The sequence below is a fragment of the Sphaerisporangium rubeum genome (assembly GCF_014207705.1).
In the GTDB taxonomy this organism is placed as follows: Bacteria; Actinomycetota; Actinomycetes; order Streptosporangiales; family Streptosporangiaceae; genus Sphaerisporangium; species Sphaerisporangium rubeum.
Map to the genome: position 1 here is coordinate 1,367,879 of NZ_JACHIU010000001.1, position 14,382 is coordinate 1,382,260.

The window sequence follows — 14,382 nt, forward strand, 5'->3', positions numbered from 1 at the left end:
CCAGCATTAGGGTTGTGAGAATGACCGTCAGCCACCCGGCGATCCGCCTTTCGCGGGCCATCGTGTTCGCCGTGGCGTGTGTGACGGTTTCCCTGTGCATGCACATTCTGGCCGGCGGCGCGTTCGTACGGCCCGAGGTCGTCGTCGTGGCGGCTGTTCTCGCCGGCGGCATGGGATTCGCGCTCACCGGACGGCAACGAGGTTTCGGCACGCTGCTACCCGCGTGTTTCGCGGCACAGTACGGAATGCACCACCTTTTCGGCGCGGGTGCCGCGCCGCCGCCGGTGCTCGGCGGCCACCACTCCGGTGGCCTGGTGCCGGTGCTCGGCATGCTCTGCGCGCACGCGCTGGTCGCCGTGGTGTCGGCCTGGTGGCTCGACCGCGGCGAGTCGGTGCTGGCCACCTTGCTCAAGATGGCCGGCCACACGTTGCTCGACCTGCGGCGCCTGCTCGGCGTCACGCTGCTGAGCGAACCCGTGGCGGGGCCACGATGCCGCGCCAGGCCCGTGGCGCGGCCGGCCGCGTGCAAGGAGCTCCTCCTCGCGTCGGTGCGGTCCGGCAGGGGACCACCGGCGCCTTCGCCGTCGTCCTGACACAGGTGTTTCCTTTCCGACGCCTTTCACCGCGGGCCCCTGCGTTCGATTCGAATGCCGCCGCGCGGTAATTCCGCCATGCCGTTTTCCAGAGCATGACGGCTTTTCCCCTGCCTCTTTCACACGCGCGTGCAGAGACCGCGCGTGCTCCGAAAATGGAGAACCATGACTTCCGTCGGCGTACGTCCGGAAAGCGGGCCCGTCACCCCTGCACCCAAAGGCGCCTCACGGCGTTACCGGGTCGTGTGGCGCTGGCACTTCTACGCGGGTCTTTTCGTCGCACCGATCCTGGTGGTGCTCGCCGTCACCGGGTCCATCTACCTGTTCAAGGAGCCGTTCGAGGAGTGGCGTTACCAGGACGTGCGCACGCTCGCCGCGCCGGTCACCGCGGCGCGTCCCCTGGCGGAGCAGATCGCGGCGGCCCAGCGGACACATCCGGGTGCGGGTGTGCTGTCGGTGATCCCGCCGTCCGCGCCTGACCGGACCACCCGGGTGATCCTCATGGGGACCGAGAGCGGGCCGTTCGCGCAGGGGATATCGGTGTACGTCGACCCCGGCAGCCTGCGGGTGCTCGGGGAGATCGACGACTCGGCGACGTTCATGCGCGTCGTCCGCACCGTGCACGGAGAACTGCTCGCGGGTAAGGCCGGTGACCGGATCGTCGAGACCGCCGCCTGCTGGGCCCTGATCCTCGCCGCCACCGGCGCCTACATGTGGTGGCGCGGCCCGGCCCGCAGGCGCGCGCCACGCCGCGGCCGTCCCCGGCTGCGCCGCGTGCACGCGCTCACCGGTGTCGGCGCCGGCGCGGTCGTCGTGTTCCTGATCATCTCAGGACTGCCCTGGTCGGGGGTGTGGGGGGACGCCTTCCAGCGCCTGCAGGACACCACCGGGTCCACCAGCCCGAGCGCGGACGCCTTCCCGCACACCTCGACCGTCCCCGCGCTGTCCGGCGACCTGTCGGCCGAGCCGGACGCCAAGGTCCCGTGGGCCGCGGAGCTCCTTCCCGTCCCGTCGTCCGGCGACCCCGGCCACGGCGCGCACGGGCCGGCCGCCGGGGTGCTCCAGCCCGGCGCGATCCCCGTCGAGCGGGCCCTGTCGTCGGCGCGGCCGGTGCTGCGCGACTGCCGTCCGGCCGACTGCGAGGTCAAGGTGCTGCTGCCGAAGGACAAGGAAGGTGTCTACACGGTCGTCGCCGCGCCTCGGGCCGACCCGTCGGCGTCCCGCACCGTGCACGTCGACCAGTACAGCGGCCAGGTGCTGGTGTCGTTCGGCTGGCAGGAGTACGGTCTGCTCGCCAAGGCCGTCGAACAGGGCATCGCGCTCCACGAGGGCCGCCGCTACGGCGTGGTCAACCTGCTGGTGATGCTCGGCGCCTGCCTGGCCCTGCTGACCCTGGTCGTCACCGGTGTCTGGATGTGGTGGAAGCGCCGTCCCGACGGCCGCGCCGGCGCTCCCGCGCGCACCGGCGACCGCCGCACCACCTGGGGGGTCGCCGCCATCATGGCCGTGCTCGGCGTACTGTTCCCGCTCGCCGGCCTCACCATGGTCGCGGTGCTCCTGCTGGACCGGCTGGTGATCCGCCGCGTCCCGGCCCTGCGCCGGATCTTCTAGCTCACCGGCGGTGGCGGGGCCCCCGGGTCCCGCCACCTCCGCTCAGCGGCGCGACGTCACCAGATGACCGGCGAGCAACGCGGCCGCGGTCCAGGCGGCGAGGATGGCGACACCGGTCCAGGCGCCGTAGGGACGTGCGAACTGGCCGCCGAGCGGCGTGGTGTACAGGATCAGCGTGCCGGCCTGGTCGGGAAGGTACTGCGCCACGATCTTCACGCCGGGTGCGTTGCCGAGGCCCTGCGAGCCGAGGAACAGCAGCGGCAGCAGCACACCGAGCGAGAAGGCGGAGCTGCGCAGCGCGGCGGCCACCCCGGTGCTCAGCAGAGCGATCAAGGTGAGGTACAGGCACGCGCCGGCGGCGGCGCGGGCCATGCCGGCTTCGGCGAGCCCCACGGCGTACGGGCCGAGACCGGTGCGCGCGGCGATGTAGACGGCGGCGGTGCCGAGCAGGGACACCGGGAGCACGATCGCCGCGGTGGCGAGCACCTTCGCGGCGTAGAACACCCCGCGCCGCGGCACGGCGGTCAGGGACACGTGGACGGTGCCGCTCGAGTACTCGGCGCCGGCCACCAGCACCGCGAAGACCACCAGCGGGATCTGGCCGAGCGTGATGCCGTAGAAGGACAGGAAACCGGGATCGAAGACCCCACGCGAGGCGTCGGGGCCGGAGGCCAGCGCCGAACGCGCCGATGAGCCGACCAGGTAACCGAGGGCCCCGCAGACCACGGGGACCGTCAGCAGCGTCCAGTACGTCGAACGCACCGAGCGGATCTTGATGAGCTCGGCCGCGAACACGTCACGCACCCCTCTCATCGCTCCCCCTCCCCGAGCGCGCGGTACTCGGTCGCCTCCGCCGTGACCCGCAGGAACGCCTCCTCGAGGGACGTCGCCTGCGACCGTTCGACGAACTCGGCGGTGCCGACGTCCGCCAGCAGCCGGCCCCGTCCGATCACGACGAGATGGTCCGCCGTCAGCGCCATCTCGCTCATCAGATGACTGGAGACCAGCACGGTCCTGCCTTCGGCCGCGAACCCCTTCAGCAGCGTGCGCAGCCACAGCACCCCCTCGGGGTCGAGCCCGTTCACCGGCTCGTCCAGCAGCAGCACCGGCGGGTCGCCGAGGAGCGCCGCCGCGATGCCGAGCCGCTGCAGCATGCCGAGCGAGAACGTCCGGCACCGCCGCCGCGCCACCTCGTCGAGACCGACCATCCCCAGCACCTCCTTCACGCGCGCCGCCGGGATGCCGTTGGTCCGTGCCAGCCACAGCAGGTGGTGGTACGCCGGCCGTCCCCGGTGCACGTAGGCCGCGTCGAGCAGCGCACCGACCCGGCGCAGCGGCTGCGCCGACTCCCGGTACGGCCGGCCGTCGATCAGCGCCTGTCCGTGCGTGGGCCGTTCCAGGCCGAGCAGCAGCCGCATGGTCGTCGATTTGCCTGCGCCGTTCGGCCCGAGGAACCCGGTGACCCGGCCCGGCTCGACGGTGAAGGACAGCCGGTCGACCGCGCGGATCTTCCCGAACGTCTTGGTGAGTTCCCGTACTTCGATCACGCCGCCAGACGCTAGCCACGGCACGGCCCCCGGGGCTGTACCCGAAAGTCGGCGATGACACCGGCGAACGTCGACAGCCCCGAGGGGAGGTCAGCCCTTGTAGTTGAAGACCTGGTGCAGCGTGTGCCGCACCGTGACCAGGTCGCGCTGGTCGGCCATCACCTGGTCGATGGCCTTGTACGCCTCGGGGTGCTCGTCCACCAGGGCCTCGGCGCGGTCGGCGTTCCACGTGCGGCCGGTCATGGCCTTCGCGAGCGACGCGCCGGTGAGCCGGCGTCGCGCCTCGCCGCGCGACATGCGGCGGCCCGCGCCGTGCGAGCAGGAGTTGTACGACGCCGGGTTGCCGAGGCCGGTCACGATGTACGAACGGGTCCCCATCGAGCCGGGGATGATGCCCTCGTCACCCTTGTCGGCCTTGATGGCACCCTTGCGGGTGATCCACAGGTCCTTGCCGTGGTGCTTCTCCTGCTGTGTGAAGTTGTGGTGCGCGTTCACGGTGCGCACCCGCTCGCCGTGGCCAACGACCTCGAAGAGCGCGGCGGTCAGCACCACGTCCATGCGCGCGCGGGACGCCATGGCGTACGCCTGGGACCACAGCATGTCCTCGATGTACGCCGTGAACTCCGGGGTGCCCTGCACGAGGTACGCGAGGTCCGGGTCCTCCAGCGGCACGAACCACTGCGCCATGAGGGCCTTGGCGGCGGCGATGTGCTTGGTGGCGAGCTGGTTGCCGATGCCGCGCGAGCCGGAGTGCAGCACCGTCCACACCCGGTCGCGCTCGTCCAGGCACACCTCGACGAAGTGGTTGCCGCTGCCGAGGGTGCCGAACTGCGTCGCGACCGTCTTCTCCTGCTTGGCGGTCAGGTCGGTGTGCGGCCGGCCGAGCGCGGTGAGCGCGTCGTCCACCGCGGGGTCGCGGTGACCCTGGCCGACGCCGGCCGGGATGCGCCGCTCGACCAGCGGCATCAGGGCCGACAGGTCGTCCGGCAGGTCGGACGCCGTGAGGGTGGTCTCAGTGGCGATCATGCCGCAGCCGATGTCGACGCCGACGGCCGCCGGGATGATCGCACCCTTGGTGGGGATGACCGACCCCACGGTGGCACCCTTGCCGATGTGCGCGTCCGGCATCAGCGCGACGTGTCCGGAGACGAACGGCAGGCGCGCGGCGCGTGCGGCCTGTTCGACGGTGCCCGGCTCGATCTCGCTGGCCCAGGACAGCAGGTTGGCGGCGGCCTTGACAGGCATCGTGATCCTCCTCCGGGTGGACGTCGAGTGGGTCGCGTCTCACCGGCAGGGTAGGGCAGCGCGTCCCGCGGGGGACAACGGATTATCGGCGGCGCGGCCGGGGGACCCGCTCTAGCCTGGGAGACATGTGGCATGTCGTGGCGTCCGGTGCGCGGGTGTGGCCCGTAGGGGTGCCGGTGGGTCAGGTCGTGGCCCTGTGCGTGGTCTTCGTGGTGCTTCCTTTGGTCGTCGGCCGAAGTGTCGCGCAGCGACGCGGGCTGCGGGCCGCGGTGGTGGACAAGGAGCGGCGCCTGCGGCGTGAGCGCGCGCTGCTGGCCGAGCGGGAACGGCTGCGGGAACGGCTGCGTGTCGCGCGCGACGTGCACGACTCGCTCGGCCACCGGCTCGGCCTGATCTCGGTGCAGGCGGCGGCCCTGGAGGTCGCGGGGCTCCCCGAGGCGCAGCAGGAGGCCGTACGGCGGCTCGCCGGCACGGCGCGCACGGCCATGGACGAGCTGCACGAGCTGGTCGGCGGCCTGCGCGGCTCCGGCTCCGCACGCGACGAGGCCGGCCTCGAGGGAGTGGAGGAGCTGTTCGCCGGGTTCCGCGCCGCCGGGGTACGGCTGACTGTGCGCACATCGGGGGAGCCGGCCGAGCCGCCGTCCGAGGTGGCGAGCGCGGCGTACCGGGTGGTCGAGGAGGGGCTGACGAACGCGGCCAAGCACGCCGCGGGGGAACCGGTCACCGTGACCGTCCACTGGGAGGACGACAGCCTGCTGCTCACCGTGACCAATCCCGTGCCGGAGACGGCCGGTGCTCGCGGCCGCGGTCCCGTGGAAGGCCCCGAGGAAGGCGTGGCGGGGTACGGGCTGGTCGGGCTGGCCGAGCGGGTGCGGCTCTCGGGAGGGATGCTGCATGTGACCGAGGACGGTGGGGAGTTCCGGCTCCTCGCCATGCTGCCGGTCGTGCCGGAACCCGAGCCCGCGGTCACCGGTGAGAGCGACCTCGCCGACGTCGCACGCGCCGGCTCGGCCATGGCCAACCGTGTGTGGGTGGCGGGGCTGGCGGTCATCGCCGCCGCGCTGGCGCTGCTCGCCGGGCCCGCGGGTGGCGCCGGGTGATCCGGGTGGTGGTCGCGGACGACGACGCGCTGATCAGGGCCGGGGTGCGGGCCGTGCTGGAGTCCGCCGGCGTCGAGGTCGTGGGGGAGGCGAGCGACGGCCGTAGCGCCGTGGACCTGGTGCTCGCGCGGCGGGTGGATGTGGCGCTGCTGGACATCAGCATGCCGCGCATGGACGGCCTGACCGCGATCGAGCACCTGCGCGCCAAGGGTTCCACGACGCGGTTCGTGGTGCTGACGGCGTTCGGCGCGCACGACAACGTGGTCCGGGCCGTCGGCGGCGGGGTCGCCGGGTTCGTGCTGAAGAACTGCGAACCGGGGGAGCTGGTCCGTGCCGTCCGCTCGGCGCACGCCGGGGAGGCGTACCTCTCGCCGGCCGTCACGAGGCTCGTGCTCGGCATGGTGCGTCCGGAGACGGCGCGCCGCCGCGAGGAGGCGCGCCGTCGCCTGAGCGCGCTGTCCCCGCGTGAGGCCGAGGTGGCCTCGCTGGTCGCCGACGGCCTGTCCAACGCCGACGTCGGCGCGCGGCTCCACATGAGCGAGACCACCATCAAGACGTACGTCAGCCGTATCTTGGCCAAACTGGACTGCGCGAACCGCGTGCAGGCGGCGCTGCTGGTCAGGGACGCGCAGGATCCCGGGTTCAGTCCGTGAAGTGCTCCCCGGTCAGCAGGTCCGGCAGCGGCGCGTGGTGCACGACGGTGAGGCGGCGGGTGGGACGGGTGAGCGCCACGTAGAGGTCCTGGCCGCCTTTGGGGGACTGGGTGAGGATCTCCTCCGGAGCGATGATGATCACCGAGTCGAACTCCAGGCCCTTGGCCTGGGTGACGGTCAGCACGGCGGACGGGGAGTCCAGCGCGTCGGGGGTGAGGGTGGCGGCGGCGCCTGGCAGGAGTGCGGCGATCTCGAGGTGGCGCGCGTCGGGGGTGAGCACGGCGAGGCGGCCGTCGCCGATCTCGGTCAGTTCCTCCGCCACCAGGGCCGGCAGCATGGTGGGGAGGTCGGCGGCGGGGACGCGCAGCGCGCGCGGCGGGGTGTCGCCGTCGCGTACCGAGACGGGGGGTTCCTGCGTGGGGGCCACGGCCCGCAGGACGCCGGTGGCGACGGCCATGATCTGCGCGGGGGTGCGGTAGTTGACCAGCAGCCGCGTCTCGCGCCAGCGGCCCTTGACGTACGGGTCGAGCATCTCGCCCCACGACCGCGCACCGGCCGCCGAGCCGGTCTGCGCGATGTCGCCGACCACGGTCAGCGAGCGGGCCGGTACGCGTCGCATGACCATGCGCCAGGCCATGGCGGACAGCTCCTGCGCCTCGTCCACGATCACGTGGCCGTAGGCCCAGCGGCGGTCGGCCGCGGCTCGGTCGGCGGTGGTGCGCTCGCCGCCGTCGCCGGCGGTGCGGTCGGCCAGTTCCGCGGCCTCCACCAGCTCGGTCTCACCGACCCCGGTGATGGTGAGGACCTCGGCCGCGTACCGTTCCGCCTCCCGGCGGTCCCGAGCGGCGTCCCTGGCGGACGCGCGGCCCGTCACGTCGTCCTCGCCGAGCAGTTCCGCCGCCTCGTCGAGCAGCGGCACGTCGCCGGCGGTCCACGGCGAGCCGGGGGGACGCAGCAGGGCTGTGGCCTCCTCCTCGCGCAGGCCGCCGGCGCGGGCCGCCGGGTACAGCAGCGCGGGGTCGGACAGCAGGTCACCGACGAGTCGCGCCGGGGTCAGCTCGGGCCACAGCGCGTCGAGGGCCTGCCGCACCGGCGGCTGGGACCACAGCGCGGCGCGTGCGTGGCGCAGGTCCTCGGCGTCCAGGGGTGGCATGTCGAGGCGGCGGGCCTCGTCGTGCGCGAGCGCGGTGAGAGCGGTGTCGACGAACAGCTTGCGTGCGACGTTGTGCGGCGAGCGGACGGCGCGTGCCCTGTCCCGTGCGCGCACGCAGGTGGCGTGGTCGATCCGCAGGGCCATGCGCTCGACGGCCACCTCGACGCCGTCGCGCACGGAGGTCCGTACGTCGATCAGCACTTCCAGGTCGCCGCCGGGGACCCGCTGCCGGTCGCGCGTCGCGGCGGCGACGACGTCCGCCATCCTCGTGTCGCCTTTGACCACGGCGGCCTCCGGGGTGTCGGCGGCGGTGGCGCGCACGCCGGGGAACATCTCCCCGACGGTGGTCAGCACCACGTCGGTCTCGCCGAGCGACGGCAGGACCTGGCCGATGTACCGCAGGAACACCGCGTTCGGGCCGATGACCAGCACGCCGCGCCGGGCCAGGGTGTCGCGGTGCGTGTACAGCAGGTACGCGGCCCGGTGCAGCGCCGCGACGGTCTTCCCGGTGCCGGGGCCACCCTGGACGACGAGCGCGCCGGCGAGTCCCGATCGGATCACCTGGTCCTGCTCGGCCTGGATGGTGGCCACCACGTCACCCATGCGGCCGGTCCTGCCGCGCCGCAGCGCCGCCATGAGCGCGGCCTCGCCGACCAGGCCGCGCCGGTCGGGCTCGCTGAGCCTGGTCAGGTCGAACACCTCGTCGTCGAGGCCGACGACGGTGCGTCCGCGGGTGTGCAGGTGGCGGCGGCGCACCAGGGGGCCGGGGTCGCTCGGCGTCGCGGTGTAGAAGGGCCGTGCGGCGGGTGCGCGCCAGTCGATGAGGACGAGTTCGTTGTGCGCGTCACGAAGTCCCGTGCGGCCGATGTAGTAGGTCTCGCCGCCGGTGTCGTCGACACGGCCGAAGCACAGGCCGCGCTCCAGGCTGGTGAGCTGCGCGAACCGGCGAGCGTGTTCGGCCGCGGAGATGTCGCGTTCGAGGCGGGCCTGGTGGGTGCCGCCTGGACCGCCGCGGCGGTGCTCGGCGCTGAGGGCCGACGCCGCGCGCTCGCGTGCGGCGTCGAGCCGGTCGTAGACCATGGAGACGTGGCGCTGCTCGGCACGCAGCGCTTCGGCGAGGGTGGAGGAGGATTCACGAGGCGCCATCGGTGTGGTATACTCCTAGTGGAGAGCTGTACGCATCGCTGGTTCTGGACATGTCAATGTCCCAGCGTAACAGTTGCGCTCCCCGCCGTGGGCCCCGGCAGCGCGTAAGGCCGGCCACCGGCTGATCACCGAGTCGCAGGCGACCGAGCCGCCGCCTTCTCCGCCTTCTCCGCCTTGTCCGGCGACCCCAGGCGCCGTCCGGCGACCGCGGACTCCTGACATGCGGCCGCCCCGGTTCTCCGGACACGCGGCTCTGTGCGTTCAGGCCGCGCGCTGCTCCGGAAAGCCGAGGCGCCGGTTAGTCACTCGGTCCCTCTGTCGTGCGGTGCGATGGCTGTCACCGCCTCGCCGACCGTGGGGAAGGTGGCGAAGTGATGATCGAGATTCGTTATGGTCAGCAGCCGGGAGATCATGCCGTTCGCCACCACGAGGGCCAGATCTCCTCCGGCGTCCCGCACCCTGGTCAGCGTGCCGACCAGCAGTCCGAGGCCCAGCGAGTCGCAGAAGGTCGTCTCCGTCAGGTCGAGCACCAGGCGGGGAGGCCGTTCCCCGTCCAGAGCGGTGTCCAGTTCGGCGCGCAGCCGTGGGACCGCGTTCATGTCGAGCTCGCCGGCGATGCCGACGACCACGCACGGCCCCTCGCGCCACACGCGGGTGTCGATTCCAGTCTCTCGCGCCGTAGTCACCATCCTCCATCACCTCCGTTGCGACCCTCGTTACCCTCCTAAAACGGTAATAAGCCCCTCAGCAGCGAAAAGACATTGGGTCGCAGCGGAGACAAGGCGGGGATTGACTTCCAGGTCCCCGGTCAACGGTCACATAATGAATCGTAATGGAGACGGAAAGTGACCGGCCTGTCGACGTGAGCATCGTGGTGCCCGTCCACAACTGCCGCCCCTACCTCGACCGGTGCCTCACGTCGCTGCTGGCCCAGGCCGTCGGCAAGGAGATCATCGTGGTGGACGACGGCTCCACCGACGGCAGCCGGGAGCTCCTCGCCGAGTACGCGGAGAAATATGCCGAGATACGGGTCTTCCACCAACCCGCGTCCGGCGGCGCGGGCCGTCCGCGCAACCGGGGCCTGGCCCACGCCACCGGCCGGTACGTCTTCTTCTGCGACGCCGACGACCACCTCGGGCCCGAGGCGTTGCCGCGCATGGTCGCCATGGCGGAGCGCAACGGTTCCGACATCGTGCTCGGCAAGATGGTGGGTCACGGACGCAAGGTCCCCACCTCGATGTTCCGTGAGAACCGCGACAACGCGCCGCTCGGCGACAGCACCGTCTACAACGCGCTCACCTGTTTCAAACTGTTCCGCCGCGAGATGCTCGTCCGCCACAGCATTGTGTTCGACGAGTCGTTGCGCGTGGGGGAGGACATGGTCTTCTCGGTCCACGCCTACTGCCACGCGCGCACCATCTCCGTGGTCGCCGACCACGACTGCTACCACCTCGTGTCCCGGCCCGACGGCACCAGCGTCATGCAGGAGCCCGGCAGCCGTCACCCGCTGGCGTGGCTGCGCATGGTCCACACCCCCATCGAGCTCATGACGCGCCACGTCCCGCCGGGGCCGCTGCGCGACCACCTGCTGCGGCGGCACTTCCGTTTCGACATCCTCGCGCAGCTCGGCGCGCCGTTCCTCGCGGCCGACCCGCCGACCCGGCGGGCCATCGCGCGCGAGGTGGCCGCCATGTGCCAGGCCTGGCTGACCGAGGGCACGCTCGACCTGCTGCGGCCCGTCGACCGGCTCCGGGTCGCCTGCGCGGGGGACGTCGACCGGCTGGTGCGCATCGCGCAGGTCGAGGCGGCCGAGCTGCGGCGGCGGCTCACCGGGCTGGAGTGGGCCGGCGACCGGCTCGAGGTCACCGGCACCGCCTCGCTGGCCGACGCCTGGAACGGCGTCACCGTCGGCCTGCTGTTACGCGAGCGCTTCACCACCGCCGAGCGCCGCGTGCCGGTCACCGCCGTGGCGGACGTGTTCGCCGGCACCGTGCGGGTCTCCCGGCTGCCTCCCGGCGTGTGGGACGTGTACGTCGTGCTGGCCTGCGAAGGCGTGCGGCGGGTGGTCCGCTTCGGCGCCGACCGCGTCCCCGGCGTGGAGGCCCCCGGCCCCCGGTTGCTGTCCGCCGTCGCCGTCCCCTACTTCACCCGCGCGCACGGCAACCTCAGCATCGACATCGGTGGCCGCCTGGCCCCCGTCCCCGGCACCGTCCGCCTCACCCGCGCCGCCTGGGGTGCCAAGGGCCTGCTCACCATCGAGGGCACCGTGACCGTCGGCCCCGGCTGTCCCGCCGCACGCCGCGCGCGCCACCTGATCTGGCGCGAACGCACCACAGGCCACGAACGCCGCGTCCCCGCCACCGACCTCGGCGACACCCGCTTCACCGCCGCCGCACACCTGGACGCACCCGGCACCTGGGAGGCCACCCTTGAGCTCAACCTCGGTGGCCCCCCCATCCGCTACCCGGTGCAGGTCACCGACTCGACCTTGACCGCCACCACGACATGGTGGCGCGGCTCCCACCGCTGGACCGCCTCCACCCGAGTCTCCAAACTTCGCCGCAGGCTCATCGTCTCGGTCCTCTCCCGCGGCCCCAAGTCCGTCGTGCGCAACTCCTTCCGCCTGGTCCGCTGACCGAAGTTCTCACACCGGCCGCTTAATGCCAGTTATTTGCAACTACAAGAGCATGGCCTAGAGTGACGGTGAATCGGTCATCGGAGGATTCTCGTGCACGTACCTGATGGTTTCTTCAACGCGGCCGTGTCCGTCGCGGCGGGTGGGGTCGCGGCGGCGGGTGTCGCGGTCGGCCTGCGGAACGCCAAGCGGGAACTGGACGACAGGACGGCCCCGATGGCGGGCCTGGTGGCGGCCTTCGTGTTCGCCGTCCAGATGCTGAACTTCCCGGTCGCGGCGGGGACCAGCGGCCACCTGCTCGGCGGAGCGCTGGCGGCGGTGCTCGTGGGGCCGTACACGGCGGTGTTGTGCGTGGCCGTGGTGCTGTTGGTCCAGGCGTTCTTCTTCGCCGACGGCGGCCTGACGGCGCTCGGCGTCAACATCACCTTGATGGCCATCGTGACGACCGTGGTGGGCTGGGCCGTGTTCCGGCTGGTCCTGCGGGCCGCGCCGCGCCGAGCAGTCGTGCCGGTGGCCGCGTTCGCCGGCGCGCTGGTGTCCGTGCCGGCCGCGGCGCTGGTCTTCACCGTGCTGTTCTGGATCGGCGGCACCGCGCCGATCGACGTGGGTGCGGTGGCGGCGGCCATGGGTGGCGTGCACGTCCTCATCGGTGTCGGCGAAGGCGTCATCACCGCGCTCACCGTGAGCAGCGTCCTCGCCGTCCGGCCCGACCTGGTGTACGGCGCGCGCGGTCTCACCGCGCCGCTGCTGCTGCGCACGGCGGACGGCGCTGTACCGGTCACTGCGCCGGCCGCCGGGGCCGAGCAGGCTCCGAAGAAGGCCGGCACCCGTCCCCTCCTCGTCGGCGGCGCGCTGGTGGCGCTGCTGCTCGCCGGATTCGTCTCGTTCTACGCCTCCAGCAGCCCCGACGGCCTGGAGAAGGTCGCCGGGGACAAGGGGCTCGACGCGCAGAAGCGCGACCACCCCCTCGGTGACTCGCCGCTGGCCGACTACGGCGTGCGCGGCGTCGGCGACGAACGCCTGGCGGTCGGGCTCGCGGGGGTGGCCGGCGTGGTCATCACGGTCGCGGCCGGTGGCGCGATCTTCACGGCGGTGCGGCGCCGGGAGCGGACCAAGGTCTGATGGGGGCGGGCCACCACCACAGGCTCTTCCTGCCGGGAGACACGGCGGTCCACCGGCTGCCGCCGCAGTGCAAGCTGGCGGCGGTGGTCGCGTTCGCCGTGGTGGTGGTCGCCACCCCGCGTGAGGCCTTCTGGGCCTTCGCGTTCTACGCCGCGCTGCTCGCGGCGGTGGCGGCGGTGGCGCACGTCCCGCCGGGGTTCGTGCTGCGCCGCATGGTGGTCGAGGTGCCGTTCGTGCTGTTCGCGGTGGCGTTGCCGGTCATCGGCCTCGGTGCGCGTGTCCAGGTGCTCGGCCTGTCGCTGAGCGTGGCGGGTCTGTGGGCCGCGTGGAACATCCTCGCCAAGGCGACACTCGGCGTGGCGGCGAGCGTCCTGCTCGCCGCGACCACCGAGCCCCGTGCGCTGCTGCTCGGCGCGCGGCGGCTGCGCCTGCCGTCGCTGCTGGTGCAGATCGCGATGTTCATGCTCCGCTACCTGGACGTGATCCTCGACCAGGTCCGCCGCATGCGGGTGGCCAGGGAGTCACGCGGCTTCCGGGCCCGTGACCTGCGTCAGGCCCCGGTCCTCGCGCGTTCGGCCGGCGCGTTGTTCATCCGTTCCTACGAGCGCGGCGAGCGGGTCCACCTGGCCATGCTGAGCCGCGGGTACACCGGCGAGATGCCGGTGATCGACGACCGGCGGGCCACCGCGCGCGACTGGCGCGCCGCCGCCGTACTCCCGGCCGCCGCGCTGCTCGCGGCCACGATCTCCTGGAGCCTCCTTTGACCACCGCTCCGCCGTCCCTGCGGGTCAGCGAGCTGGCGTACGCCTATCCCGACGGCACGCAGGCGCTGTTCGGCGTGGACCTCACCATCGCCGCCGGCGAGCGGGTCGCGCTGCTCGGCCCGAACGGCGCTGGCAAGACGACGCTGGTCATGCACCTGAACGGCATCCTGACGGCCGGCCACGGCACGGTCGAGGTCGCGGGCATGCCGGTGCGGCGCGACACGCTGCCGGAGATCAGGCGGCGGGTCGGCCTGGTGTTCCAGGACCCCGACGACCAGCTCTTCATGCCGACGGTGCGCGAGGACGTCGCGTTCGGCCCGGCCAACCTCGGGTTACGCGGCGAGGAACTGGACCGCCGGGTCCGCGCGGCGCTCGACCGGGTGGGGCTGCCGGAGGTGATCGACCGGCCGCCGCATCACCTGTCGTTCGGCCAGCGCCGCCGCGTGGCGGTGGCCACGGTTCTCGCGATGGAGCCGGAGATCCTGGTGCTGGACGAGCCCTCGTCCAACCTGGATCCGGCGGCCCGGCGCGAGCTCGCGCAGATCCTGCGCTCCCTGGACGTCACGGTGCTGATGGTGACGCACGACCTGCCGTACGCGCTGGAGCTGTGCGAGCGCTCGCTGGTGCTGTCCGGCGGCGTGATCGCCGCGGACGGGCCGACCCGCGACATCCTCTCCGATCCGGATCTGCTGGCGGCGCACCGGCTGGAGTTGCCGTTCGGGTTCTCCGTGCCTGTCGGCGGTCCTTGACCCGTCCGGTCAAATGTGGTGCCCCCGCCATGTGGTGAGATCACCTTGTCTTGTGGTTGGGTGA

The 14,382-nt window shown here is 72.5% G+C and carries 12 protein-coding genes and 1 pseudogene; 8 read left to right on the forward strand and 5 right to left on the reverse strand.

The features are described 5' to 3' along the window. Window positions 1-20 precede the first annotated feature (20 nt). Both BJ992_RS05850 and BJ992_RS05855 read left to right on the forward strand, forming a co-directional pair. Window positions 21-593, forward strand: coding sequence for a hypothetical protein (locus BJ992_RS05850; protein ID WP_184978912.1), 573 nt, complete (start codon window positions 21-23; stop codon window positions 591-593). 165 nt (window positions 594-758) lie between these two features. Beyond that, the gene (locus tag BJ992_RS05855; RefSeq protein WP_184978913.1) at window positions 759-2,204 is read left to right on the forward strand and encodes a PepSY-associated TM helix domain-containing protein; all 1,446 of its coding nucleotides are present in this window, start codon (window positions 759-761) and stop codon (window positions 2,202-2,204) included. A gap of 42 nt (window positions 2,205-2,246) precedes the next feature. Here the strand turns inward: BJ992_RS05855 and BJ992_RS05860 are convergent, their stop codons facing one another. The 3 genes and pseudogenes from BJ992_RS05860 to BJ992_RS05870 all read right to left on the reverse strand — a co-directional run bounded on the left by BJ992_RS05860 (window position 2,247) and on the right by BJ992_RS05870 (window position 4,996). Beyond that, a complete protein-coding gene (locus BJ992_RS05860) occupies window positions 2,247-3,017 on the reverse strand; it encodes an ABC transporter permease (protein ID WP_184978914.1) in 771 nt (256 codons plus the stop codon). 2 nt (window positions 3,018-3,019) lie between these two features. After that, window positions 3,020-3,751: pseudogene (locus BJ992_RS05865) on the reverse strand (ABC transporter ATP-binding protein); the annotation flags it as partial. Window positions 3,752-3,841: 90 nt separating this feature from the next. Continuing rightward, on the reverse strand, window positions 3,842-4,996 hold the full coding sequence (locus BJ992_RS05870) for an RtcB family protein (RefSeq protein WP_184978916.1): 1,155 nt from the start codon (window positions 4,994-4,996) through the stop codon (window positions 3,842-3,844). Window positions 4,997-5,121: 125 nt separating this feature from the next. On the opposite strand from BJ992_RS05870, the gene BJ992_RS05875 reads away from it, so the two are divergent. Both BJ992_RS05875 and BJ992_RS05880 read left to right on the forward strand, forming a co-directional pair. Continuing rightward, window positions 5,122-6,096, forward strand: coding sequence for a sensor histidine kinase (locus BJ992_RS05875; RefSeq protein ID WP_184978917.1), 975 nt, complete (start codon window positions 5,122-5,124; stop codon window positions 6,094-6,096). Beyond that, the gene (locus tag BJ992_RS05880) at window positions 6,093-6,749 is read left to right on the forward strand and encodes a response regulator (RefSeq protein WP_184978918.1); all 657 of its coding nucleotides are present in this window, start codon (window positions 6,093-6,095) and stop codon (window positions 6,747-6,749) included. The genes BJ992_RS05875 and BJ992_RS05880 overlap by 4 nt, the downstream gene beginning before the upstream one ends. On the opposite strand, the gene BJ992_RS05885 is transcribed toward BJ992_RS05880, so the two are convergent. Both BJ992_RS05885 and BJ992_RS05890 read right to left on the reverse strand, forming a co-directional pair. Continuing rightward, window positions 6,739-9,048 carry a HelD family protein gene (locus BJ992_RS05885; protein ID WP_184978919.1) on the reverse strand — a complete coding sequence of 770 codons (2,310 nt, stop codon included), beginning with the start codon at window positions 9,046-9,048 and terminating at the stop codon, window positions 6,739-6,741. The two genes, BJ992_RS05880 and BJ992_RS05885, sit on opposite strands and share 11 nt — an antisense overlap. A gap of 302 nt (window positions 9,049-9,350) precedes the next feature. Further along, window positions 9,351-9,677 carry an STAS domain-containing protein gene (locus tag BJ992_RS05890; protein ID WP_343072510.1) on the reverse strand — a complete coding sequence of 109 codons (327 nt, stop codon included), beginning with the start codon at window positions 9,675-9,677 and terminating at the stop codon, window positions 9,351-9,353. 233 nt (window positions 9,678-9,910) lie between these two features. Between BJ992_RS05890 and BJ992_RS05895 the strand changes: the two genes are divergently transcribed. The 4 genes from BJ992_RS05895 to BJ992_RS05910 all read left to right on the forward strand — a co-directional run bounded on the left by BJ992_RS05895 (window position 9,911) and on the right by BJ992_RS05910 (window position 14,318). Then, window positions 9,911-11,683, forward strand: coding sequence for a glycosyltransferase (locus BJ992_RS05895; protein WP_184978921.1), 1,773 nt, complete (start codon window positions 9,911-9,913; stop codon window positions 11,681-11,683). 93 nt (window positions 11,684-11,776) lie between these two features. Then, window positions 11,777-12,805, forward strand: a complete 1,029-nt coding sequence (locus BJ992_RS34155; RefSeq protein ID WP_184978922.1) for an energy-coupling factor ABC transporter permease — start codon at window positions 11,777-11,779, stop codon at window positions 12,803-12,805. Beyond that, the gene (cbiQ, locus tag BJ992_RS05905; RefSeq protein WP_184978923.1) at window positions 12,805-13,569 is read left to right on the forward strand and encodes a cobalt ECF transporter T component CbiQ; all 765 of its coding nucleotides are present in this window, start codon (window positions 12,805-12,807) and stop codon (window positions 13,567-13,569) included. Before BJ992_RS34155 ends, cbiQ begins: the two co-directional genes overlap by 1 nt. After that, entirely contained in the window at window positions 13,566-14,318 is a 753-nt protein-coding gene (locus BJ992_RS05910) for an energy-coupling factor ABC transporter ATP-binding protein (protein WP_221474701.1), read from the forward strand. Before cbiQ ends, BJ992_RS05910 begins: the two co-directional genes overlap by 4 nt. The last annotated feature ends 64 nt before the right edge of the window (window positions 14,319-14,382 follow it).